The 23656-nt window shown below is 61.8% G+C and carries 25 protein-coding genes and 1 pseudogene; 14 read left to right on the top strand and 12 right to left on the bottom strand.

Annotation, left to right across the window (positions count from 1 at the left end):
• Positions 1–71 precede the first annotated feature (71 nt).
• A complete protein-coding gene (locus tag ACFSDX_RS04490; protein ID WP_382311984.1) occupies positions 72–701 on the top strand; it encodes a hypothetical protein in 630 nt (209 codons plus the stop codon).
• 11 nt (positions 702–712) lie between these two features.
• On the top strand, positions 713–1111 hold the full coding sequence (locus ACFSDX_RS04485; protein ID WP_382311983.1) for a PRC-barrel domain-containing protein: 399 nt from the start codon (positions 713–715) through the stop codon (positions 1109–1111).
• Between the two features lie 130 nt (positions 1112–1241).
• On the opposite strand, the gene hemH is transcribed toward ACFSDX_RS04485, so the two are convergent.
• Positions 1242–2279, bottom strand: a complete 1038-nt coding sequence (hemH, locus tag ACFSDX_RS04480; RefSeq protein WP_382311982.1) for a ferrochelatase — start codon at positions 2277–2279, stop codon at positions 1242–1244.
• A gap of 229 nt (positions 2280–2508) precedes the next feature.
• On the opposite strand from hemH, the gene era reads away from it, so the two are divergent.
• From era to ACFSDX_RS04450, 6 genes are all read left to right on the top strand, one after another.
• The gene (gene era, locus ACFSDX_RS04475; protein WP_382311981.1) at positions 2509–3405 is read left to right on the top strand and encodes a GTPase Era; all 897 of its coding nucleotides are present in this window, start codon (positions 2509–2511) and stop codon (positions 3403–3405) included.
• Positions 3406–3555: 150 nt separating this feature from the next.
• On the top strand, positions 3556–4875 hold the full coding sequence (der, locus tag ACFSDX_RS04470; RefSeq protein ID WP_382311980.1) for a ribosome biogenesis GTPase Der: 1320 nt from the start codon (positions 3556–3558) through the stop codon (positions 4873–4875).
• Between the two features lie 83 nt (positions 4876–4958).
• Entirely contained in the window at positions 4959–5180 is a 222-nt protein-coding gene (locus ACFSDX_RS04465; protein WP_382311979.1) for a hypothetical protein, read from the top strand.
• A gap of 162 nt (positions 5181–5342) precedes the next feature.
• Positions 5343–6092 carry a LytTR family transcriptional regulator DNA-binding domain-containing protein gene (locus ACFSDX_RS04460; RefSeq protein ID WP_382311978.1) on the top strand — a complete coding sequence of 250 codons (750 nt, stop codon included), beginning with the start codon at positions 5343–5345 and terminating at the stop codon, positions 6090–6092.
• A 55-nt stretch (positions 6093–6147) separates the two neighbouring features.
• On the top strand, positions 6148–7002 hold the full coding sequence (locus tag ACFSDX_RS04455) for a rhomboid family intramembrane serine protease (RefSeq protein WP_382311977.1): 855 nt from the start codon (positions 6148–6150) through the stop codon (positions 7000–7002).
• 94 nt (positions 7003–7096) lie between these two features.
• Complete coding sequence (locus ACFSDX_RS04450; RefSeq protein ID WP_382311976.1) at positions 7097–8104, top strand: zinc-binding dehydrogenase; 1008 nt, start codon at positions 7097–7099, stop codon at positions 8102–8104.
• Positions 8105–8265: 161 nt separating this feature from the next.
• Here ACFSDX_RS04450 and ACFSDX_RS04445 read toward each other — a convergent pair whose 3' ends face one another.
• The 5 genes from ACFSDX_RS04445 to ACFSDX_RS04425 form a co-directional block, all read right to left on the bottom strand.
• Positions 8266–8964, bottom strand: a complete 699-nt coding sequence (locus ACFSDX_RS04445) for an OmpH/Skp family outer membrane protein (protein WP_382311975.1) — start codon at positions 8962–8964, stop codon at positions 8266–8268.
• Positions 8965–9043: 79 nt separating this feature from the next.
• A complete protein-coding gene (locus ACFSDX_RS04440; RefSeq protein WP_382311974.1) occupies positions 9044–10015 on the bottom strand; it encodes a succinylglutamate desuccinylase/aspartoacylase family protein in 972 nt (323 codons plus the stop codon).
• A 107-nt stretch (positions 10016–10122) separates the two neighbouring features.
• Complete coding sequence (gene rimK / locus ACFSDX_RS04435; protein WP_382311973.1) at positions 10123–11061, bottom strand: 30S ribosomal protein S6--L-glutamate ligase; 939 nt, start codon at positions 11059–11061, stop codon at positions 10123–10125.
• 129 nt (positions 11062–11190) lie between these two features.
• Entirely contained in the window at positions 11191–11700 is a 510-nt protein-coding gene (locus ACFSDX_RS04430; RefSeq protein WP_382311972.1) for an ATP-dependent zinc protease family protein, read from the bottom strand.
• Positions 11701–11884: 184 nt separating this feature from the next.
• Positions 11885–12208, bottom strand: a complete 324-nt coding sequence (locus tag ACFSDX_RS04425) for a 2TM domain-containing protein (RefSeq protein ID WP_382311971.1) — start codon at positions 12206–12208, stop codon at positions 11885–11887.
• A gap of 163 nt (positions 12209–12371) precedes the next feature.
• On the opposite strand from ACFSDX_RS04425, the gene ACFSDX_RS04420 reads away from it, so the two are divergent.
• Positions 12372–12911 (top strand): O-acetyl-ADP-ribose deacetylase, encoded by a 540-nt coding sequence (locus ACFSDX_RS04420; protein ID WP_382311970.1) that lies wholly within the window; start codon positions 12372–12374, stop codon positions 12909–12911.
• A gap of 51 nt (positions 12912–12962) precedes the next feature.
• Here ACFSDX_RS04420 and ACFSDX_RS04415 read toward each other — a convergent pair whose 3' ends face one another.
• On the bottom strand, positions 12963–13847 hold the full coding sequence (locus ACFSDX_RS04415) for a 4-hydroxy-3-methylbut-2-enyl diphosphate reductase (protein ID WP_382311969.1): 885 nt from the start codon (positions 13845–13847) through the stop codon (positions 12963–12965).
• A gap of 156 nt (positions 13848–14003) precedes the next feature.
• On the opposite strand from ACFSDX_RS04415, the gene ACFSDX_RS04410 reads away from it, so the two are divergent.
• Positions 14004–15470, top strand: a complete 1467-nt coding sequence (locus ACFSDX_RS04410; RefSeq protein WP_382311968.1) for an MBOAT family O-acyltransferase — start codon at positions 14004–14006, stop codon at positions 15468–15470.
• A gap of 27 nt (positions 15471–15497) precedes the next feature.
• Positions 15498–16442 (top strand): hypothetical protein, encoded by a 945-nt coding sequence (locus tag ACFSDX_RS04405; RefSeq protein ID WP_382311967.1) that lies wholly within the window; start codon positions 15498–15500, stop codon positions 16440–16442.
• A 161-nt stretch (positions 16443–16603) separates the two neighbouring features.
• Here the strand turns inward: ACFSDX_RS04405 and cmk are convergent, their stop codons facing one another.
• From cmk to ACFSDX_RS04390, 3 genes are all read right to left on the bottom strand, one after another.
• Positions 16604–17320: a (d)CMP kinase gene (gene cmk / locus ACFSDX_RS04400; RefSeq protein ID WP_382311966.1), complete on the bottom strand. Its 717-nt coding sequence runs from the start codon at positions 17318–17320 to the stop codon at positions 16604–16606.
• A 33-nt stretch (positions 17321–17353) separates the two neighbouring features.
• The gene (locus tag ACFSDX_RS04395; RefSeq protein WP_382311965.1) at positions 17354–17758 is read right to left on the bottom strand and encodes a hypothetical protein; all 405 of its coding nucleotides are present in this window, start codon (positions 17756–17758) and stop codon (positions 17354–17356) included.
• A 155-nt stretch (positions 17759–17913) separates the two neighbouring features.
• Positions 17914–18072: a hypothetical protein gene (locus tag ACFSDX_RS04390; protein WP_382311964.1), complete on the bottom strand. Its 159-nt coding sequence runs from the start codon at positions 18070–18072 to the stop codon at positions 17914–17916.
• An 85-nt stretch (positions 18073–18157) separates the two neighbouring features.
• Here ACFSDX_RS04390 and ade point away from each other — a divergent pair, with 85 nt between their 5' ends.
• Positions 18158–19813, top strand: a complete 1656-nt coding sequence (ade, locus tag ACFSDX_RS04385; RefSeq protein WP_382311963.1) for an adenine deaminase — start codon at positions 18158–18160, stop codon at positions 19811–19813.
• Between the two features lie 80 nt (positions 19814–19893).
• Here ade and ACFSDX_RS04380 read toward each other — a convergent pair whose 3' ends face one another.
• Together ACFSDX_RS04380 and ACFSDX_RS04375 are read right to left on the bottom strand one after the other, a co-directional pair.
• Entirely contained in the window at positions 19894–20322 is a 429-nt protein-coding gene (locus ACFSDX_RS04380) for a response regulator (protein WP_382311962.1), read from the bottom strand.
• 115 nt (positions 20323–20437) lie between these two features.
• Positions 20438–21412 (bottom strand): annotated as a pseudogene (locus ACFSDX_RS04375) (PLP-dependent cysteine synthase family protein); the annotation flags it as partial.
• A gap of 154 nt (positions 21413–21566) precedes the next feature.
• Here ACFSDX_RS04375 and sucD point away from each other — a divergent pair.
• Positions 21567–22448 carry a succinate--CoA ligase subunit alpha gene (gene sucD, locus ACFSDX_RS04370; RefSeq protein WP_382311961.1) on the top strand — a complete coding sequence of 294 codons (882 nt, stop codon included), beginning with the start codon at positions 21567–21569 and terminating at the stop codon, positions 22446–22448.
• A 98-nt stretch (positions 22449–22546) separates the two neighbouring features.
• Complete coding sequence (locus ACFSDX_RS04365) at positions 22547–23653, top strand: hypothetical protein (RefSeq protein ID WP_382311960.1); 1107 nt, start codon at positions 22547–22549, stop codon at positions 23651–23653.
• Positions 23654–23656 lie beyond the last annotated feature (3 nt).

Genomic DNA, 23656 nt, shown 5'->3' with positions numbered 1-23656 from the left:
TAGCTATCATGTCAGTTAGCCCAACTGCCAGCGGCTGCTCTTCGTATTGCTGCCTATCTAGCTGCATTTATATGGCCGAACTTCGTATTCAACCTAAAAAACCTGCCCCCAGCCCGTGGTTGCTGGTGGCTTTAGCAGTGGTAGTGCTTGCCGTAGCGGCCTACTTCTACCTGCGCCCCGACCCGGCCGACGAGCCGGCTCCTACCCCGGCCGCCACGGCCGCGCCGGCCCCCATCGATAGCCTGGCGCCCAACAGCCCAGCCGCCGTGGCCCGCGCCACGCCCCCGCCCGACGATTCAGTCGAAACCAGCCCGGCTCCAGGTAGCTCGTCGCCCGCCCGCGCCCGGTTGCTGGAGCTAGCCCCCAAGCTCACGCAGCTCGCCGACCTCGCCGACCTGCGCGACGACGCCACCATCCGCGAGCAGCGCGACAACTTCACCAGCGCCACCGCCCGCCTCGAAGACAATGACCCCAGCGCCAGCCTACGCCCCGGCCTAGTAGCGGCCGCCAGCCTGCTGCTGGCCGTGCAGCAGAAGGGCTATCCTAACCTCGAAACTGAGGCCGCTACTCTCCTGGGCCAGGCCAACCAGCTATCTGGCCGCGATGCCACGCCCGCCGAGCAAACTCAAAACCGCGAGTACCTGGCCGAAGTCGCCAGCCTGCTCAACACCCTGAGCTACCCCGCCAAAGACGTTCTGTAAAGCTGCTTGTTATGAGTTCTCCCACTTTGCGCCGCCTGCGCGACCTGCCCACTTTTGAAATGGCCACCGGCGACCCCGACCCCCGCGGCTGGGCCGTGCGCGGCGGCGATGGCCAGGTATTTGGCATCGTAGTCGAGCTGCTGGTTGACCCCGGGGCGCAGCGCGTGCTTTACCTCACCGTGCAGCTCGAGCGGGGCTTGCCCGGCGTACCCACCCCCGCCCCGCACGCCGAAACCCAGATTCTGCTGCCCCTGGCCGCCGTCAACCTCGATACCGAAGGCAACAGCGTCTTCGTCACGGCGTTGCGCCGCGACACGGTTAGTAGTTACCCGACGTTCGTGGATTTCATTTTGCCCACCGAATTTGAAGAGGCGATGCAGCAGGCGCTAGGCAACAACGCTACTGCCTAACTAACATCCGTCATGCTCATCTGGCGGCCACGCAGTGAAGCATCTCTACCACCTCGTTGAAAAGTGCGGTAGAGATGCTTCACTGCGTTCAGCGCACTAGATAGCTTTCAGCCTCTACTACAAGTAGTAACTAATTCGCCCGCACCATGTCGGCCACCGCTTCTACCCAATAGGGCTCCGAGTTGAGCGAGGGCACCAGCTGCCAGTGCTCGCCGCCTTTTTCCTCGAATAGCTCCTTGAACTCCACGCCTACTTCAATGGTCGTTTCGAGGCAGTCGGCCACGAAGGCGGGCGAGAAAGCCAGCACTTTCTTGATGCCTTTGGCTGGGTATTCGGCCAGCACCTCGTCGGTGTAGGGTTGCAGCCAGGGGTCGCGCAGGCGGCTTTGCAGGCGGCTCTGGAAAGTCACGGTGTACTGGTCGTCGCGCAGCCCTAGGCCCTCGGCCAGCAGGCGTGAGGTGGCAAAGCACTGCGCTCGGTAGCAATAGCGGTTGTTCTTGTTATAAGTGTTGCAGCACTTGCCCAGCTGGCAGTAGCCCTTGAAGCTGCCCTTGAGCACGTGGCGCTCCGGAATGCCGTGGTAGCTGAACACGAAGTGGTCGTAGTCGCCCTTAGCCATCTCGGCCTTGCCGCGCTTCACAATGCTGGCGATGAAGCCCGGCTCATCGGCAAACGAGCTGATGAAGCTGATGCTCGGCACTATCCACCAGTCTTTTACGATGTCCATGACCTTCTCCTGCACCGAGCCGGTGCTGGCCGAAGCGTACTGCGGAAACAGCGGCAGCACCACGATGCGGTCCACGGCCGCATCACGCAGCTCGGTTAGCGCCGTTTCAATGCTGGGCTTTTGATAGCGCATGCCGAAGGCCACCACGTACTCGTCGCCTAGGGCCTGCTGCACAGCTGCTTTCAAGTCGAGGCCGTGGAAGAGCAGCGGCGAGCCGCGCTCGGCATCCCAGAGCTCCTGGTAGATTTTGGCCGATTTAGGCGCCCGCAGCGGCACCACCAACCCTTTAAAGAGCGGGTAGCGCACGGCGGCCGGCATGTCTACTACGCGGCCATCGGTGAGAAATTCGTTGAGGTAACGGCGCACGTCGCTGGTCTGAGGCGAGTCGGGCGTACCTAGGTTGACCAAAAGCAGGCCAATGCGGCGGGCGGGAGTAGGCATTATTTATAGCGATTAATGGTTAGTGAGTAATGATTAATGTCTCAGGACGACCAATCAGTAGCCACTAGCTATTCATTCTGTGTCGACTGCATGCTTAACCAAAAAAGTAGGGCTTAGGCTTCAAATTCGACGCAAAAAACGCTAATCATTAATCACTAAACCCTAACCGCTCATTCTCGCCGTACCTTTGCAGGCTGATTTTCAAAACTATCCTTAAATTATCATTCTAGTGAACCCCGAACCTAAGCCCCACCGTGCCGGCTTCGTCAGCATCATCGGCAAGCCCAACGTCGGCAAGTCCACGCTGATGAATGCCTTAGTGGGCGAGCGCCTGAGCATCGTCACGAGCAAGGCCCAGACCACGCGCCACCGCATCCTGGGCATCCTCAACGGCGACGATTTCCAGCTCGTCTACTCCGATACGCCCGGCATCATCCAGCCCAAATACGAGCTGCACAATGCCATGATGGCCTTCGTGTACTCGTCTTTGGAAGATGCCGACGTGATATTATTCGTCACCGACATCTACGAAAAGCACGACGAGGAGCCCGTAGTTGAGCGCCTACGCAAGACCGTGGATACGCCCATCTACATTCTGGTCAATAAGATAGACCAAGCCGACCAGGCGGAGGTCGAAGCCAAGCTGGCCTACTGGAAAGAACAGCTGCCCAACGCTACCGACGTGCTGCCCATCTCGGCGCTCAACGCCTTCGGCACCGAGCGGGTGTTGCAGCTGGCCCTCGAAAGCCTGCCCATCCACCCGCCCTACTACCCCAAAGACGAGCTTACCGACAAGCCCGAGCGCTTTTTTGCCGCCGAAATGGTGCGCGAAAAGATTTTCAAGCTCTACAAGAAAGAAGTCCCTTACAGCTCCGAAGTGGAGATTGAAGAGTTCAAAGAGGACGACGACATCATTCGCATTCGCGCCGTCATTTACGTCGAGCGCAACAGCCAGAAGGGCATCATTATCGGGGCCAAAGGCGAGGCGCTGAAGAAGGTTGGCACCTGGGCCCGCGAGGAAATGGAGAAGTTTTTCCAGAAAAAAGTGTTCCTGGAATTGTTCGTGAAAGTGAACGAGAACTGGCGCACCGACAGCAAGGCGCTCACCCGCTTTGGATATCAGTAACGTACCGTGGACCCTGCGGGTCCGCGAGATTTAGCAGCTTTTACAATAACACACGCGGACTCACAGAGTCCACGATACACCGACCATTTTAACCTTAACTACTCCGGGTACTGCCGCGCCAAGGTCGGGCCGGTGGCTGGAGCCAACCACATGAATACCATTGCAATAGTGGGCCGCCCTAACGTGGGCAAGTCCACCCTGTTCAACCGCCTGGTGGGCCGCCGCCAAGCCATCATGGACAACCAAAGCGGGGTAACCCGCGACCGCCACTACGGCTACGGCGACTGGATTGGCCACAATTTCACCGTTATCGACACGGGTGGCTACGTCTACAACTCGGACGATATTTTCGAGAGCGAAATCAACCGGCAGGTGAAGCTGGCCATTGATGAGGCCGACGTAATCCTGTTCATGGTCGATGCCGAAGCCGGCCTGCACGGCCTGGACGAGGAATTTGCCCAGATACTGCGCCGCTATATCAGCAAAAAGCCCATCTACCTGGTGGCCAACAAGGCCGATACCAACCTGCGGGCGCACGGCTCGGGCGAGTTTTACGCCCTAGGTCTCGGCGAAACGGAAATATTCGCCATCAGCTCGGCCAATGGCTCGGGCACCGGCGAACTGCTCGACGCCATCGTGAGCAACTTCGAGGAAGTAGGCGAGGAAGAGCCCAATTCGGAGCTGCCGCGCATCGCCATCATCGGCCGCCCCAACGTGGGTAAGTCGTCGTTTGTCAACCTGTTGCTGGGCGAAGACCGCAGCATCGTGACTGACATCGCTGGCACCACGCGCGACTCTATCGAGGCGAAGTACTCGGCCTTCGGCCACGAGTTTATGCTGGTCGACACGGCCGGCCTGCGCCGCAAAGCGCGGGTCAACGAGGACATCGAATTTTACTCCAACATGCGCTCGCTGCGCGCCATGGAAGCCGCCGATGTGTGCGTGGTGCTGCTCGACGCCAGCCGCGGCATCGAGGCGCAGGACGTGGCCATTATCGCCCTGGCCGACAAGAACCGCAAGGGCATCGTTATCCTGGTGAATAAGTGGGACTTGATTGAGGATAAGGAGACCAATACGGCCCGCGATTTTGAAGCCAAAATCATGGAGAAGCTGGCACCGATTGCCTACCCGCCGGTTGTGTTTATCTCGGTGCTGAACAAGCAGCGCGTGCACAAGGCGCTGGAAGTCATTATGGAAGTGTACTCGAACAAGCGTCGCAAGATTCCGACTTCGCAGCTCAACGACGTGATGCTGAAGGAGATTGAGCGCTACCCGCCGCCCATCCAAAAGGGCAAGATGGTGCGCATCAAGTACGCCACGCAGCTGCCCACGCACAACCCAGTGTTTGCCTTCTTCTGCAACCTGCCGCAGTACATCCCCGACTCCTACGCCCGCTACCTGGAGAACCGGATGCGCGAGCATTTCGACTTCACGGGCGTGCCGATTGGGCTGGCCTTCCGCAAAAAATAATTTTTTTCGGGCAGGTGGGTTACCTCCTCTGTGGCGTGGCATTAAGGGGCAGAAATCTTCAAAACCCATTTCTACCTTTCACCATGAAAAAAGTACTGTTCCTCGCCGTAGCCGCCATGTCGCTTTCGCTCGCTTCGTGCGACAGCAAAAAAGAAGATGCTGCTGAAGCTACCGGCACTGCCGTAAAAGAGTCGGGCGAAGCTAAGGCTGACGCTATGGAAGAAAAGGCTGATGCCGTTCGTGACTCGGCTGACAAAAAAGGCGAAGCTATCGGCGACGCTGCTGACGCAAAAGACCCCAAGTAATTTCTGGCGCTCGTCGCCTGCCAAAAGGCCCTTCCCCGATTCGGGGAAGGGCCTTTTTCATTTTACGCATGTATCTTTAGCTTTCAGAACCCTAGGAGCTATATTTTAAGGATTATTCTAAGATTTTATTATTGTCAACGTTAGCTATATCCGTGTTATTCTATGACCGAACCTAGGTCCAGTATTTTAGTAGTGGAAGACAGCCCGACCCAGGCCCGCGTGCTGTGCACCTGCCTACTGCAGCTGGGCCTGCCGCTGCTGGGGCCCGCCGCCACAGCCGCCGCTGCGCTGGTGCTGTGCGCCACCACCTGGCCGGCCGTGGCCGTTATCGACCTTGGCCTGGGCGCCGGCAACGACGGCGTAGCGCTGGCTCAGCAGTTGCAGCAGCGGGCGCCCCTACCCCTCATTTTTATCTCGGCCACCGACGATACCCAGCTGTTGGCCCGGGCGCGGGCCTTACAGCCGCTGGCTATCTTACCCAAGCCGTTCACGGTCACAAGCTTGCGGCGTATGGTGGAGCTGGCGCTGTACGGCCAGGCGCGCACGCCGCTCGACTGGCAGCCCGGCGCGGGCGCCGAGCCCGCGCTGTCGCCCTGGCTATTCGTGCGCGAGCGCGATGTGCTGATGCGCCTCGCGCTTGCTGATATCACCTGCGTGCACACCGAGCAGAAGCACGCCGTGCTCACGCTGGTGTCGGGGCGGCGCTACTCGGTGCGCACGCCGCTGGCCGAGCTGCGCCTGAGCCTGCCCGACACGTTTGTGCAGGTGCACCGCTCGTGGCTGGTCAATCTGAACCACGTCGAATACGTTGACCCCGTGGCGGGGGTCGTGCGGCTACCCGACGCCCTGGAGGCCCCCCTAGGGCGCACGTATCGCGATGAGTTGCTGCGCCGGCTGCCTCTCATTTCGTGAGGGTGCGCGCCGCGCCCCGAAACCCAAAAGCCGCCGCTAGCGGTTAGGGTACGCAATGGATGTTTCCACTCCCGAGGCCGCGGCGGCGCACTTTGCCCAGCGGCCCGATACCGAATTGCTTTACCTAGCCCGCCACGCCAGCCGCTACCCGCCCGCCGTGGGCGCAGCCGCCGTGGCCGAGCTCCAGCGCCGGGGCCTGGTGCCCGAGGCACCCGCCCCCATCCCCGCCCCCCCGCCCACCGAGGCCCCCAGCGAAACCTGGGGCCAGCTGCTGCGGCAGCTCGGCAAGGGGCTGTTCTGGCCCAGCCCGCCCTACGTGGCCGTGCCGCTGCTCATCGACCTCAACGTGCTTGTCTGGCTGCTGATGGTCGGCAGCGGCGTGTCGGCCACCGACCCTACGGGGCGCGAGCTCGCCACCTGGGGCTCCAACGTGAGCAGCCTCACGCTGCACGGGCAGCCCTGGCGGCTCTTCACTAGCTTGTTTGTGCACGGCGGAGCCACCCATTTGCTGCTCAATATGATAAGCCTGTGGCTGCTGGGCCTGATGCTGGAGCAGCGCGTGGGCCCCTGGCGCCTGCTGGCCGTGTACCTGGCCAGCGGGCTCGCCGCCAGCCTGGCCACCGTGTGGTACCACACGGGCGGCATCAACTCAACGGGGGCCAGCGGCGCCATTTTTGGGCTGTACGGCTTTATGCTGGCTTTGCTGCTGAGCAAGAAAATGGTGCTCGACAAGTTTGACCGCCGCGCTATGCTGGGCCTGGTAGCATATCTGATATTGAGTAACTTGATTTCGGGCCTTACGGGTAATATCGACAACATTGCCCACCTAGGTGGGCTGCTGATGGGGCTGCTGGTGGCGGGCCCGCTGGCCATCTTCACAATGAGCAATGAGCAAGTTGGCAATGAGTAATAAGCCCCTAGGTTTTTTTAATCCTTACCCGCTCATTACTCGTTGGTAAGCATCTGCAGTCAGCTTGCTCATTCTTAATTGCTCATTGAAACTCATGCTTGCCCTCCAACAAGATGCCGTGCAGCAGCCCGCCGTAGCGCGGGAAATCGCGACGCCCACCCCCGCCGCCGGTGAGGTCCTCCTCAAACTGCGCGTGGCTGCCCTCAACCACCGCGACGTTTGGATTCAGAAGGGCCAGTACGCGGGCATCAAGCTACCCTGCACCCTCGGGGCCGATGCCAGCGGCGAGGTAGCCGCGCTGGGTGAGGGCGTGGCCGACCTCGCGGTGGGTGCCCCGGTTATCCTCTACCCCGGCGTAGCATGGGGCAGCAACCCTAGGGTGCAGGGCCGCGAATTTCGCGTCCTGGGAATGCCCGACCCCGGCACATTTGCCGAATACACCACGGCCGCCGCGGCCTACGTGCGCCCCCGCCCGGCGCACCTCGACTGGGCGCAGGCGGCGGCGCTGCCGCTGGCGGGTCTCACTGCCTACCGGGCGGCCTTTATGCGGGCGCAACTGCAAGCCGGCGAGCGGGTGCTCGTAACGGGCATCGGCGGCGGCGTGGCCCTGGTGGCCGCGCAGTTTTGCGCCGCGGCGGGCGCCGAGGTGTGGGTAACCTCAGGCGACGACGACAAGCTGGCGCGGGCGCTGGCCTTGCCCATCGGCCTGCGCGGCGGGGCCAACTATAAGGCCGAGGGCTGGGGCAAAGACCTCACCAAGCGCGCCGGCGGACTGTTTGACGTTATCATCGACAGCGCGGCCGGAGCGGGCTTCGAGGCGCTGGTCGATGCCGCGGCGGTGGGCGGGCGCATCGTATTCTACGGCGGCACGCAGGGCAATATTACTTCCCTGCCGCCCGGCAAGGTTTTCTGGAAGCAGCTCAGCATCCTAGGTACCTCCATGGGCAGCCTGCAAGATTTCGACGCCATGCTGGCCTTCGTAAATGAGCATCAACTCGTGCCGATAGTCGATAAGCATTTCGCCCTGGCCGATGGCGAAGCAGCGCTGAAATACCTGGCCGCCGGGCAGCAGCTCGGCAAAGTAGTGCTCGACATCGCGTAGGGTGCGGGGCTTGCCCCCGCTCAGCGTTAAGCGGCCTTGCAGAACACGTACCATCGTTGCCAAAGCACCTAGCAACGATGGGCAGGGGCAAGCCCCGCACCCCGCAAAAAAGCGCCCGCAACTGATGTTGCGGGCGCTTCTGTTAAGCAAGCTACCGGTTATTACTTCTTACGGTATTCCGAGTTCAGGTACGTGAGCACGGGGGTCGTAATGTCGAGGCCTTTTTCGCCGTAGGCGATGGTGCCGCTGGGCGCCGCAATGAGTATCATTTTGTAGCCGTGCGACTTGCCGTAGGCTTCCACTTTTTTGTTCACGCTCTCCAGCACCGTTTGGGTCAGCTTAGCTTCGGCCTCCTGGGCCTGGGCCTGAATCTTTTGCTGCTCCACGGCGCCCTGCTGCTGCTGGGCCTGGAGCTTCTGTTCGGCGGCGGCGCGCTGCTCGGGCGTGAGCGAGGCGGCGGTTTTCTGGTACTGCTCCACGGCGGTGCGGAAACCATTGACTAAACTCTGGTTCTGGCGCTCCCAGCCTTTCGCCTTGACCTCAAAGGCCCGGCGGGCATCCTTCATACCCTGGTAGCCATCCAGCATCTTGCCCGACTCGACGTACACAATGGCACCTGCGCCAGCAGTGGTCGTGGGCGCGGCGGCTACCGGCGCAGCGGCTACAGCTGGCGTGGCCGTTTCTTCGGCGGCAGCGGGCGCGGCGGCCGGGGCAGCCACGGTATCGGCAGCTACGGTTTCAGTGGGCGTGGCGGCGGCCACCGAGGCAGCCGCGGGCCGCTGGTTGAAATGCAGAAAGTAGAGCACCGCCACTGCAATGAGCAGCACGGCATTAAAAGCTAGTTGAGCAGGATTCTTCATGGTAGCAAAGGTAGAGTCAATGAGCAATTAGTAATGAACAATGAGCAGAGTCGCCTTTTGGTCTGCTCATTGTTCATTACTAATTGCTCATTGCTGCCGGCACGGCCAGGTGCAGCAGGGCGTCGCCCTGGTTCACGACGGGCATATTATTGAAACCGATAACGTAACCGCTCATAGGCGATTCGAGGCGCACCGATTGCAGGCCGTAGGGGTCGGACACGGAACCGTAGACCTGGCCCTGCTCCACGTAGTCGCCGAGCTTGACCCAGGCCCGAAACAGGCCCGCGTAGCGCGCCCGCAACCAGCGGTGGCGGTGGCACACAATGCTGGGCCGCGCCGGCACCGGCCCCGGCGCGGCGCTCATGCCCAGGTGGTGCAGCACCCGCAGCGTGCCCGCAATGGCTTCCTCAATGCCCGGCTCGTCGAGGCGCAGGCTCTCGCCGGTTTCAAACACGATAATGGACTTACCCAGGGCGTGGGCCGTGGCGCGCAGCGAGCCGGCGCGCAGGCGTGCGTGCAGCGTGAAGGGCGCGGAGAAGGCGGTGGCCAGCTCATCGGTCACGTCGTCTTCGCCCAGCACGCAGCGCAGCTGCGGGTAGTTGGCGCGGGCAGCACCGCCGGTGTGAAAGTCGATGCCAAAATCGACGAGCGGCATCACCTCGCGCATGAAGCGGTGCGCCACCCGGCTGGCCAGCGAGCCCCGCGGGTGACCCGGAAAGGAGCGGTTCACATCCTTGCCATCGGGTACTTCGCGGCTAAAATTCAGAAAGCCGTAGATGTTGAGTATCGGGATGGCCACGATGCTGCCCCGCGTGGGCTGCAACAAATCGCGCCGCAGCAGCCGCCGAATCGTCTCGATGCCGTTGACCTCGTCGCCGTGCATACCGGCCATCAGCAGCAGCACCGGGCCGGGCTTCTGGGCCCGAATGATGTGCACCGGCACGTCGATAACCGTGCCCGAGGGCAGCTTCGAAATAACGAGCCGCGTGAGCACCCGCTCGCCGGGCTTAATGGTTAAGCCATTGATGGATAACGAGTCGCTTGGGGGCATGGCAACACCTAGGCGGGCCGCCTAGGTACCCCAGACAGTCCAGATTAACGAGAAAGCAGGGCGCCGTTCAAGAACCCGGCCAATCTTGGCGCGGCGGCGCGCTAGCCTTATTCGGGCGCCGCATCGGGGGCCGGCTTCTTGGCTTTCACCTTGCCCTTGCCGCCACGCTTGCGCTGGGCCAGGGCGGCGGTGTAGTCGATGATGCGACCCGCGATGTCGAGGCCGGTGGCTTTTTCGATGCCCTCCAGGCCCGGCGACGAGTTGACTTCCAGCACCAGCGGGCCGCGCTTGCTTTGCAGCATGTCCACGCCCGCAATGCCTAGGCCGAGGGCCTTGGTGGCCAGCAGCGCGGCGGCTTTCTCGCTGCGGCTGAGCTTGACGAGCGTGCCCACGCCGCCGCGGTGCAGGTTGGAGCGAAACTCGCCTTCCTTGCCCTGGCGGCGCATGGCGCCCACCACCTCGCCATTCACTACAAAGGCGCGCACGTCGGCGCCCTTGGCTTCGCCAATAAATTCCTGCACCAGAATGCGGGCCTTGAGGTTGTGGAAAGCCTCAATAACCGACTGGGCGGCCTTGGCGCTTTCGGCCAGCACTACACCCAAACCCTGCGTGCCCTCTAGGAGCTTGATAATGACCGGCGCACCACCCACGTGCTCGATGAGCGCGGGCACGTCGTCGGTGAAGTTAGTGAAGGCCGTTTTGGGCATGCCCACGCCGGCGCGGCTCAGTATCTGGGTCGAGCGCAGCTTGTCGCGCGAGCGGATGATGGCCTGGCTGTCCACGGCGGTGCGCACCTTCATCATCTCGAACTGCCGCACCACGGCCGTGCCGTAGAACGTGACCGAGGCCCCGATGCGGGGGATGATGGCGTCGAATTTGGCCAGCGGCTGGCCCTTATAAATGATGTCAGGCTGGCCTTGCTCCAGCACTAGGTTGCACTGCAAATGGTCGAGGACCTGGGCCGCGTGGCCGCGCTCGAGCGCTGCCGCCACCAGCCGCTGCGTGGAGTACGATTTGGGCTCCCGCGAAAGAATAGCCAGGTTCATAAAATTAGCTGCCAGCACTACCTATAATTAAACTCAAACAATGATTTTTTGCTAGCCCACCGGCCCGGCGGGCGCGGCCAAACTATCGCCTATTGCCCACCCAGCCGCCTTATACGGGCCAAGCTACGCCTAAACCGCGCCAGCGGGGTCAGGTTTGTCGGGTTGGGAGCGGGCGGCGGCCCGGCGCGCGGCTTTAAACGATAAATCGCGCCGCGTTACGTCCACCACGAAGCGGCCCTGGCGCAGCAGCGCCCGACCCAGGAGCACGGGGTAGCGTAGGTCGGAGCGGTCAGCCAAGGAAAACTCAGTGGTGAAGTTCTTGCCGTAGAGCCGCACCGTGGTGGTGATGACGTAGCGGGCCTGCACCTCCCCATTGGAGGAGCGGATGAGGCGCTGGTCGAACTCCTGAAACGCCAGCGGCCGGCCGTCGGTGGCGGGGTGCTCGGGGTCGAGCAGGCGCACGTGCAGCACGGGCTGGCCGGTGGCGGCATCAGGCATTAGGCGCACCTCATCGCAGTGGATGGCGCTGGTGTAGGCGCCGGTATCAACCTTGGCCTCCACGCCGCGCAGAGCCAGGGCGGGCAGGTCGATGAGCTCGCGGCGGCCGAGCGAACGCTTCTTTTTGGGTTTCAGCAACACAGTAAGCTACTAAACTAGAGATAGTAAGCCCGCAAGCATTCTTGCGAGGCAAAACAACAAAGCAACCCTTCCTTCACAACTCAACGAGCGTTCGCTGGCGTAAAGGAAAGGTTGCTTTATCATTTTGCCTCGCGGAGACGGCAATTTATTATCACGGGAAAAGTAGCCCGACATTATAAGCAGCTCAGTACGGCTGCTGATTGAGCAGGCGCTCGTATTCGCGCTGCGTGCGCTCGCCGCGGTTGAGTTTGCTATAGGCCGAAAACCCCTGAATGGCCAGCCCGAGGCCCCAGAATACCGATGTCCAGACGGGCCAGGGCAACTCGTTGTAGCGGTGGTGGCCGTGCGCCTCGGGCAGCAGCAGCCACAGCAGCCACAGGCCGGTATTAACAAGGAAGTAGACTACTAGGTGGCTCTGGAACTTGGTGCGGGCTTTGGCAATCTGCCACAGGCGCTGGTCGCGGGTGGCATCGGCAGTAGGGGCGGTAGCGGGGCGGAGGGGCTGCATGGCGAAGGTTGGTTAGCGGTGGTTGGAAGCGATAGTCAAATGTAGATTTTGCCCCGCCCCTTCACAATTCTCGCTTACCGAAGCAGCCCGCCCTAGGACTGAAACCGCCGTAACGCCCGCCGAAGCGGCACGTACACGCTCCCAACTTCTGCCGTTTTTACTTATGCTTGCCTCCCCTACCCCTCGCCTGCGCATCGTGCAGGGCGACATTACCAAGCTCGCCACCACGGCCATCGTCAATGCGGCCAACTCGTCGCTGCTCGGCGGCGGGGGCGTAGATGGGGCCATTCACCGGGCGGGCGGCCCCCAGATTCTGGAAGAGTGCCGCCAGATTCGGGCTCGCCAGGGCAGCTGCAAAGTGGGCCAGGCGGTTATCACGAGCGGCGGGCGTTTGCCGGCCAGCTACGTCATTCACACCGTGGGCCCGGTCTGGAACGGCGGGCACAAAAATGAGCCCGACCTACTGGCCAGCTGCTACCGCACCAGCTTGCAGCTGGCGCTGGACAATCAGCTGGAATCAGTAGCTTTTCCGGGCATCAGCACCGGCATCTACCACTATCCCAAGCCGGCGGCCGCCGCCATTGCCGTGCGCGAGGCACAGCAGTGGCTGGCGACCCACGAGTGGCCTAGGGAAGTAGTTTTCGTAGCGTTTGACAACGAAGCCAAGCAGTTGTACGAGCAGGAAGTTGCGCGGACTCTGTAGTGCGCATTCGTAAGCGTGCAGCCGGATGCGGACTACAAAGCCCGCGAACAGCTACACCGCTACGCCGATGCCTTCGACCCGCTCGGCCACTTGGCGCATGAGCCAGAGCGGCGTGCTAGTGGCGCCGCAAATACCCACCGACGTGGCCTCGGCCAGCCATTCGTCCTGGATTTCGTTTTCGTTTTCGATGAAGTAGCTGCGTGGGTTCACGCCGTTCACGACCGTGAACAGGGCTTTGCCATTCGAGCTTTTGCGGCCGCTCACGAATAGAATCACGTCGTGCTCCAGGGCGAAGCGGGCGAGCTGCGGCTCGCGGTTGCTCACTTGCCGGCAAATGCTGTCGTTGGCATCGAAGCTCTCGAGCTCGCCACCGGCCGCCGCAATGCGGGCCTCGATGAGCGACTTCATCTTGTAGAAGCCGGCCGTGCTCTTGGTGGTTTGGCTGAAGAGTGTGACGGGGCGCGTGAAGTCAATCTGGTCGAGGTCGGCCTCGTGCATCACGATGATGGCCTGGTTGCGCGTTTGGCCGGCTAGGCCGATAACCTCGGCGTGGCCGGGCTGACCGTAGAGCACAATCTGGCCGTTTTCGCGGGTGGTGGCGTCGAAGGCGTGCTTCACGCGGTTTTGCAGCTTGAGCACCACCGGGCAGCTCGCGTCGATGAGCTCCAGGTTGTTTTGCAGGGCCAGCTGGTAGGTTTCGGGCGGCTCGCCGTGGGCCCGAATGAGCACCTTGCAGTCGTGGAGCGTGCCGAGCTGCTCGCGGTCAATCACGCGCAGGCCGCGCTGGTTGAGGCGCTCCACTTCCATGCGGTTGTGCACGATATCGCCGAGGCAATAGAGGGTTTCGGCCCCGCTATTTAACTCATCCTCGGCCATTTGAATGGCAAACTCGACGCCGAAGCAATAGCCGGAATTTTTATCGATGGTAACCTGCATGATAGCTAGATAACAGCCCGGCCACCGACCAGGTTCGAAAAGGCAAAGGTACGCAGCCCTAGGTTGGTAACGAGCAACCTGGGTGCGCAGCCCCTTACCAAAGACCGTGCGACACTTGGCGCCGCCGGCCCGACCTTTGCCGGTCCGCGCCCGGCCATGCTGTTCAATTCGCTCCACTTTCTCGCCTTTTTTCCGCTCGTAGTCGGGCTCTACTACGCCCTGCCGCCGCGCTGGCGGGCGCCGCTGCTGCTACTGGCCAGCTACTACTTCTATTTCAGCTGGCGGCCCGAGTACACGCTACTGCTGGCAGCCACCACGCTGCTCGACTACTACAGCGGGGTGCGCATGAGCCGGCTGGCTACCCAGGCCCAGCGCCGCCCTTGGCTCTACCTGAGCCTGGCGAGCAACCTAGGCACGCTGTTCATTTTCAAGTACTTCAATTTTTTTCGCGACACGGCCAACGGGCTGGCGGCTGCCCTGCACCTGCCCCTGGCGGCGCCCGCGCTGGCGCTGGTGCTGCCGGTGGGCGTGTCGTTTTATACCTTCCAGTCGGTGGCCTACATCGTGGATGTGTACCAGGGCAAGCTGCCGGCCGAGCGCAACCTAGGGCGATTCGCGCTGTTCGTGGCCTTCTTTCCGCAGCTGGTGGCCGGGCCCCTCGAGCGGGGCTCGCAAATGCTGCCGCAGCTGCGCCAAACCCACGAGTTCGACTACGGCGGCGTGGCCAGCGGACTGCGGCTCATGGCCTGGGGCATGTTTAAGAAAGTGGTGATTGCCGACCGGCTGGCGCTGCTCGCCAACCCCGTCTTCGACCACCCTAGGCGGTTCGACAGCCTGGCTTTAGCGCTGGCGGTGGCCGCCTTTACGGGCCAGATTTACGCCGATTTTTCTGGCTACACCGACCTGGCGCGCGGCGCGGCGCGGGTGCTGGGCTACCACCTGGTGCTCAATTTTCGGCAGCCCTACCTAGCCACGTCGGTGGGCGATTTCTGGCGGCGCTGGCACATGTCGCTCTCCAATTGGTTCAGGGATTACGTGTACATTCCGCTGGGCGGCAGCCGCCGCAGCCCAGCCCGTAACTACGGCAATGTATTGATTGTCTTCTTACTAAGTGGCCTTTGGCACGGCGCCAGCTGGACCTTCGTGGCCTGGGGCGCGCTGCACGGCCTTTATCTCATAGCCGAAAACTGGACTGCCTCGGCCCGCACGGCCCTGGCCCAGCGTCTCGGGCTGGTGGCCCGCCCGCGCCTGCACCGGGCCCTGGGTACCGCCACCACGCTGGTGCTGGTGGCCTACGCCTGGATATTCTTCCGCGCCAATTCTTTGCCCGATGCTTTTTACATCAGCACGCACTTATTCCGGGGCTGGGGCGGGCTGCACCCGGCGCAGCTCCAGGGGCTGCTGGCAGGCCTAGGTCGGCATTTTGCGGCTGAGTTAGTAGTAGCGGCCGGGGCCGTGATGCTGCTGGCCACCGCCGACTACCGCGCCGAGCGCGGCTCGGTGGCCGCGTGGCTGGCGCGCTGGCCGGCGCCGCTGCGCTGGGCCGGCTATCTAGGGCTATTGCTGGCTACGCTCTACGGCGGGGTGTTTGGCAGCAACCAATTTATTTATTTTCAATTTTAGCTGTTCCGCTTCGCGCTACTACTTACCATGCGCAAACTCTTATTTCGACTATTGCTGCTGCTAGGGGGCGTGGGGCTGCTGGGGGGCCTGGGCCTGTGGGTGGGCCTGCGCCGCGGCTACGTCGATGCGTTTTATGCGCGCTTTGCGGCGCCACCGGCGGGCTCACTGGTGCTGGGCACTTCGCGGGCAGCGCAGGGCATCCGGCCCGATATGCTGGCGGCGCGGCTGGGCGGGCGCTACCAGGGGCCGTGGCTCAACTACGCGTTTACGCTGGCCGAGTCGCCCTACGGGCCGGGCTACCTGGGCAGCATCCGGCGCAAGCTGGCGCCGGGCACCCGCCGCGGCTTATTCGTGCTGGCCGTAGACCCGTGGTCGCTGTCGCTGCCGAAGGCGGTGCTGGATAAGCAGCCCCTGGTACTGCCCGAGGCGCAGTCGATGGTGAGCCAGCTGCGCAACGTGAGCCAGAATCCCAACCTCGATTACCTGACCCATTACCTGCACAAGCCCTTTTACCAGCTGCTACTCGATACCAATCCGAAGCACGTAATCGAGCGCCTGCACCCCGATGGCTGGCTCGAAATAGCCCTGCCCCCGCCCACCGCCGACCCGGCGCTACTGCGCCGCCGCACCGCCGAAAAGCTCGCCACCTACCGGCCCATCGCGGCCGGCAGCCGCCTGGCGGCGGTGCGCCTACTCAGCCTGTGGCAAACCATCACGCTGCTGAAGCAGCACGGCCGGGTGGTGCTCGTGCGCCTGCCCACCGGCCCCGGCATGGCAGCGCTCGAAGACGACTACCAGCCGGACTTCGACCAGCTAATGAGCCAAGCGGCCCAGCGGAAGCACATCACCTACCGCTCGTACCTCACTGAGCCCTACGCCACCAACGATGGCAACCACCTCACCAGAGATGCCGCCGCGCAATTCAGCCAGCGCCTGGCGGCCGACATTGCGCAGCTGCCCGCAGCCGAGTAGCGCGGAGTTTCAGTTCGCGCTACTCGGCTGCGGGCAGCATTTTATAGCATTCATTCAAGGGCTGACCCTTCGCGTTGTGCGCCACCAGGTAGTATAGGCAGGGTGGCAAAGCGCCCACGCTACCAGCGACGGTAGCGGCCTGCCTCACCTCGCCGAGGTGCTTAGCTCAGCTGCTCGTTTATCTTGTGCGCGTAGGCCGCGAACAGGGCCGACGACACGTTGTCGAGCACAAAATCGACCTGCTCGGTGATGGTGATGTGCGTGGTATCGAGCAGCACGGCATCAGCGGCGCGGCGCAGGGGGCTCTCGGTGCGGGTCGAGTCGATGTGGTCGCGTTTGCGCAGGTTTTCGATAATATCCTCCAGCGATACGTGCTCGCCTTTGGCGGCCAGCTCCTCCTGGCGGCGGCGGGCGCGCACTTCCACGTCGGCCGTCATGAATATCTTGACCTCGGCGTCGGGAAACACGGTAGTGCCGATGTCACGGCCATCCATCACCACGCCGCGCTTGCGGCCCATGCGCTGCTGCTGCGCCACCATGGCGTGGCGCACCTGCACAATCACCGACACCTCGCTCACGGCGTTGGAAATGCGCATTTGGCGAATGTCGTCTTCCCGTGTTTTCCCGTTCAGGTACAGCTCGTTGCGTCCCGTGCGGCTATTGTGCTTAAAACTAATGTTGATATCGTGGCGCAGCGCCTGCTCTACCTGCCCTAGGTCATCAAACGGAATATTGTTTTCCAGCAGGTACAAAGTCACGCCCCGGTACATGGCCCCGGTGTCGAGGTAGGCGTAGTGCAGGGTGGCGGCAACGGCCTTAGCCGTAGTGCTTTTGCCACACGAAGAGTAGCCGTCGATGGCAATAACGAGGTTTTTCATAAACACGCGGTAGTGGCCATTGGCCCCGCAAGATTACGAAATCTTGTCCTTACGCGCAGCTTGGCGCTCGGCCAGCCGCCACGGCACCGACGCAAAAAAGCCCGCTACCGAAGCCGTAGTGCCCTTATCCAGTTGTTCTTTGACCAGAAAAAAAGGATTAAAAAAAAGCTGGCCGGCGATGCCCACCCCCGTGGTGCCGTCGGGCCCGGCGGCCCACTCACCCTGGTAGGTGCGCACCAGGCACTCGCCTAGGTAGCAGCCCACGGCCGTAATAAAATCGGGGTGCTCGGCCGGTTCCAGGGCCGTGCGCTGCGCATCGATGAGGTGGCTCAGGTGCGCGAGCGCCTCGCCGCCGTAGCCCGGCAGCCGCAGTTGCTGGCGCACCTGCTCGGCAGCGGTAGTGAGGGCGAGGGCTTCGGCCGAAAGTTCATTTAACATTTAACAATCATCATTTAACAAGCTGCTGATTCTCAAAGCACAGCTCCTATACTTATTCATTCAGCCAGTACCCAGGCTGCTACCCCTTCAGGCAGAACTACGCGAGCCCATTAACACAAAAGTCGGCGGCAGCCCCTTGCTAACTGTTGAATGACTCAGTGGCCGCAGGGGCAGGGCGTGGCCTTGCCAGCGTGGCTTTTGTACCAGCGCGTTTTCTTCTGCAAGGAGGCGTGGCGGGCGCAACCGCTGGCGGTGCTCAGCAGGGCGGCGAGCAGCAGCCAGGCGGGTAAGCGGGAGTTAATGAATAGCTTCACGGCGAATATTTTTTTATTAAAAGTACTTTACTTCGGCTGGATTGCCCAACGCACGGCGGGGGGCAACTAGTTTATTCTACTGTTTATGCCTCCTGATTTTTCGCTTTCCATCAATTTGGTGGACATTCCGGCCCGCACCATTTACCCGGCTACGCTGCGGGTGGCCGGGGGCCGCATCGCCGCCATCGAGGCCGCGCCGGGCGCCTCCGAGCCCGACGAGACTCTTCCCTACGCCCTGCCGGGCTTCGTGGATGCGCACGTGCACGTGGAAAGCTCCCTGCTGGTACCTAGCGAGTTTGCGCGGCTGGCCCTGCCCCACGGCACGGTGGCCACCGTGAGCGACCCGCACGAAATCGGCAACGTGCTGGGCGTGGCCGGTGTGCAGTACATGCTCGACAACGCGGCCGCCGTACCCTTTAAGTTTTGCTTTGGGGCGCCGAGCTGCGTGCCGGCCACGCCGTTTGAGACGGCCGGGGCCGAGATTACGGCCGCCGATATTGAGACGCTGTTTCAGAACCCCAAAATCGGCTACCTGGCCGAGATGATGAACTGGCCCGGCGTGCTGCACCGCGACCCGGTGGTGCTGGAAAAAATTGACCTGGCCCGGCGCTACGGCCGCCCCGTGGATGGCCACGCGCCCGGCCTGCGCGGGGCCGATGCCGAGTGCTACGCCAGCGCCGGCATCAGCACCGACCACGAGTGCTTTACGGCCGAGGAGGCGCGCGACAAGCTGGCCGCCGACATGAAAATTCTCATCCGGGAGGGCTCGGCGGCCCGCAACTTCGATGCCCTCATCGAGCTGCTGCCGCGCTACTACGACTGCCTCATGTTTTGCTCGGACGATAAGCACCCTGATACGCTGCTGCTAGGCCACATCAACCAGCTGGTGCAGCGGGCCGTGAGCTTGGGCTACAGCGTGTTTGAGGTCTTGCAAATCGCCTGCCTCAACCCCGTCGCACATTACAACCTGCCCGTGGGCCAGCTGCGCCCCGGCGACCCCGCCGACTTTATCGTGGTCAATAACCTCACCGAGTTTGGGGTACAGCAAACCTACCTCGATGGCGTGCTAGTGGCCGAAAACGGCCAGTGCCTGCTGCCCGCCGCGCCGGTAGCCGTGGTCAACAACTTCCACGCTCAGCCAGTGCAGGCCGCTGACTTGGCCGTGGCCGCAACGCCCGCTCAGCTACTTACGCCGGTTATCGAATGCTTTGATGGCCAACTTATCACGGCCCGGCGCGACCTAGGCCTGCCCACGGCCGGCGGCTACGTGCAGCCCGACCTAGGGCAGGATGTGCTCAAGCTGGTCGTGCTCAACCGCTACGCGCCCGGCGCGGCGCCGGCGGTGGCCTTCATCAAGGGCTTTGGGCTGACGGTGGGCGCGCTAGCCAGTAGCGTGGGCCACGATTCGCACAATATCACGGCCGTGGGCACGGACGATGAGAGCCTGGCCCGCGCCATCAACCTGGTGGTGGCCGCGCAGGGCGGCCTGGCGGCCGTAGGTGTCGCCGGCGGCGCCGAACATATGCTGCCCCTGCCGGTGGCCGGCCTCATGTCCGACCGCCCCGGGCCCGAGGTCGCCGCCGCGTACTCTACGCTCGATGACTTTGCCAAAATCGAACTGGGGTCAGGGCTGCAAGCGCCATTCATGACCTTGTCTTTTATGGCGCTGCTGGTGATACCCAGCCTCAAGCTCAGCGACAAAGGCTTGTTCGACGGCGACAAATTTGAGTTTGTGCGCTAGCCGAGGCGGACGTTAAAAAGGCCGGACCCGGCGTAGCAACTACTACGCCGGGTCCGGCCTTTTTTTACTACCTAGGCGCCCTACTTCGCGGGCACTACCAATTCAATGTTGAACCGCTTGGCCAGCAGGCGCTGGAGTTTTTCTTCGGTGAGGGGCTTAGTGAGGTACTCCACGTTGGGGTACTGCGCTACGCGGGCTGTATCGGCCGAGTGCATAGAGGTTGTGAGCACGGCTACTACGGTGCGCTCCTGCACCACCGTAGGCAGCTGGCTGTACTGCTCCAGAAAGTCGAAGCCACTCATGCCGGGCATTTTCAGGTCCACAAACACGAGGTCTACGGCGGGCTGGAGCGCGGCTTGCGCGTCGCCCCACAAGAAGTGGCTAGCTTCTTCGGCCCGCATGAAGGTACTGACTTTTTTGGCCAGCGCCAGGCGGCTCAGCAACCGGTTATTGAGGAAGCTAGTGGTCTCATTATCATCCACCAGCACGATATGGTTGAGCACCTCCATGACTAGTTTAGTAAGCCTTTAGATTGTTCAGTTAACTGCATACTCCCACGAAGTTACTACGTGCGGCATTCTTTCTACCACCCGGTAGCTACTTTATTTAGCAACCGCTGACCTACAACCAGCCCTGGGCGCGCATCCAGTCGTCGTTGTAAATCTTGCCTAGGTAGCGCGTGCCGTGGTCGGGCAGCACGATAACCATTGTGTCCTCTTCTTTCAGGTGCTCACGGGCGTATTCGAGGGCGCCGTGGGTGGCCGAGCCGCAGCTCCAGCCCACAAACAGGCCTTCTTCTTTGGCCAGGCGGCGGGTCATGAGGGCGCCGTCTTTATCAGTCACTTTCACGAACTGGTCGATGACGTCGAAGTCCACATTCTTGGGCAAAATGTCTTCGCCGATACCCTCCGTTTTGTAGGGATAAATCTCGTTTTCGTCGAAAATCCCGGTCTCTTTATACTTCTTAAATACCGAGCCGTAGGTGTCGATACCGAGGGTAAACACGCCGGCGTGCTGCTCTTTGAGGTACTTGCTGATGCCGCAGATGGTGCCGCCCGTGCCTACGCCGCAGGCCAGGTGCGTGATTTTGCCCTCCGTGCCGGTCCAGATTTCGGGGCCGGTGCTGGCGTAGTGCGCCGCCGTGTTCGACATGTTGTCGTACTGATTGGGGTAGAACGAGTTGGGCGTTTCCTGGTTGAGGCGCTTGGCCACCGAGTAATAGCTCCTAGGGTCGTCTGGGGCCACGTCGACGGGGCAAATGACGACCTCGGCGCCCACGGCGCGCAGGATGTCCTGCTTTTCCTTGCTCTGCTTGTCGCTCATCACGAAGATGGTTTTGTAGCCCTTCGCAATGGCCGTGAGGGCTAGGCCCATGCCCGTGTTGCCACTGGTGCCCTCGATGATGGTGCCGCCGGGCTGGAGCAAGCCGGCCGCCTCAGCGTCCTCTATCATGCGCAGGGCCATGCGGTCCTTTACCGAGTTGCCAGGGTTAAAATACTCTACCTTAGCGAGTACGGTGCCTTTGATACCTTCGGTCACTTTGTTGAGCCGCACAAGGGGCGTGTTGCCGAGGGTTTCGATGATGTGATTAAAATACATAGGAATAAGGTGGGAGGAGAAATGGAGCGGCAATGCGGCCGCAAAGGTAGGCAAGGGCCCTAGGTGCGCACGGCGGCAAAAAGTGGGCGGTGCAGAATGCCCGCTCCGGCCCTACTTTTGCCTCAATTCATTCCTCCCAACAAGTCAGCCGCCCATGAGCGTTCTCGTCAATAAAGATTCCAAGGTCATCGTGCAGGGCTTCACCGGCTCCGAAGGCTCGTTCCACGCGCAGCAAATGATGGATTACGGCACCCAGGTCGTGGGTGGCGTGACGCCCGGCAAGGGCGGCTCCGAGCACCTCGGCCGGCCCGTGTTCAACACCGTGGCCGACGCCGTGGCCGCTACCCAGGCCGATACCAGCATCATCTTCGTGCCCCCGGCCTTCGCCGCCGACGCGATTTTAGAGGCTGCGCAAGCGGGCATCAAGGTTATCGTGACCATCACGGAAGGCATCCCGACCAAGGACATGATTGCCGTAAAGCACTACCTCAAGGACCGCACCGGCATCACGATGGTGGGCCCGAACTGCCCCGGCGTTATCACGGCCGGCGAGTGCAAAGTGGGCATCATGCCCGGCTTTATCTTCACCAAAGGCCGCGTGGGCATCGTGTCCAAGTCGGGCACACTCACCTACGAGGCGGTTGACCAGCTCACTAAAGCCGGCCTGGGCCAGACCACGGCCATCGGCATCGGCGGCGACCCCATCATCGGTACCACTACCAAGCAGGCGGTCGAACTGTTGATGAACGACCCCGAAACCGAAGGCATCGTGATGATTGGCGAAATCGGGGGCGGCATGGAAGCCGAAGCCGCCCGCTGGATTAAGGAAACCGGCAACAAGAAGCCCGTCGTGGGCTTCATCGCGGGCCAAACGGCGCCTCCCGGCCGCCGCATGGGCCACGCCGGTGCCATCGTAGGCGGTGCCGACGACACGGCCGCCGCCAAAATGGCCATCATGCGCGAGTGCGGCATCCACGTGGTGGATTCGCCCGCCGAGATTGGCGAAACCATGCTGCGCGTGCTGGGCAGCAAGTAAGCTCCGCATTTCGTTTTATAGAAAAAGCCCCGGTTTGCGCCGGGGCTTTTTACTTTAGTACCCATTCCTATTTGCTTCGTTCTTATTCCGGTTCGTTTATGCGTAAATTATTACTTTATAACCTCCTAGGGGCCGTGGTGCTGCTGAGCGCCTGCAAGAAGGAAATCGAGAAAATCGTGGTGCAGGACCGGCAGTACAGTTGGATGCCCGATAAAGGATTCACGGACAGCTTCGGCATTCTGCTCGGGGCGGGCAAGGGGCCAACCGGGCTGTACTTTCAGCAGCCGGGCGGCTTTGCGGCGTTGCAGGGCCCGGCCGCTGGCCCCCTGCGGTACACGCAATACCTGTCCTGGGGCAGTGGCAACCTGACTACGCGCTACTTAATTGGGCCCGAGTTTCTGGCGACGTACCGCGACACGCTGGTATATCTTACGGCTAACACCCAGCCCGTAACTAGCGGGGCGGGTGGACTCATCAGGCTCAAGAAAATCGACCCGAAGGCCTTGTACGTAGAGCCAAATACGGCTTCATTCATCTCCTTCGCAGCCCTCAGCAAGAATAATTACCTGCTTTTCCCTTACGAAAGCGGCCGGTATGACTTCAAAAACCGGCTGGTCCTGGCGCACATTACTACTACTTTCGGTATTAATTTTCCGATTTACACAGCCCAGTCAAAAATCATCGAGCTGCCTATTGTTCAGGGCTATAACGGCTATAAACCACGGTTGCTTACGGCTATTGACGATTATTTTTTGGTGGACTGCGGCAGCGAAGGTCTGTTTAAAGTGACCGAGGCCGGCAGCTTTCGCCAGGTTCTGCCGGCTAATTCGGAGGCCTATGCTTTCTTTAAGTGGCAAGGCGCGCTGTGGGCCGGGCTGGGCAACAGCAAACTCGCTACATCTACCGACAACGGCGACAATTGGCAAGTCACGGCCGGTGGCCCCGACCTGCGCTCCACCACCGTTCACCTGGTGGGCGATAGCCTGGTTGTGATGACGCACCTCTATGGCGGCGGCCGCCTCTACACTCTCAACCTGAATCTAGCCAAGCAAAAGTGGCACTTGCGCCAGCTCAAAGACGACGGACTAAACCAGACGGCTATCAACGACCTTCAAACCTGGGGCGACACCGTGTACCTGGCCACCAGCAGCGGCCTGTTTAAGCGGTCGCTGCGTACGTTTTTTGAGTCGAAACCCAAGCCCTAGGTG

The sequence above is a fragment of the Hymenobacter bucti genome, from assembly GCF_042681145.1.
Lineage (GTDB): Bacteria > Bacteroidota > Bacteroidia > Cytophagales > Hymenobacteraceae > Hymenobacter > Hymenobacter bucti.
Note: the sequence above shows the minus strand (reverse complement) of the source record. Positions and strands in the feature narration are given on the sequence as shown.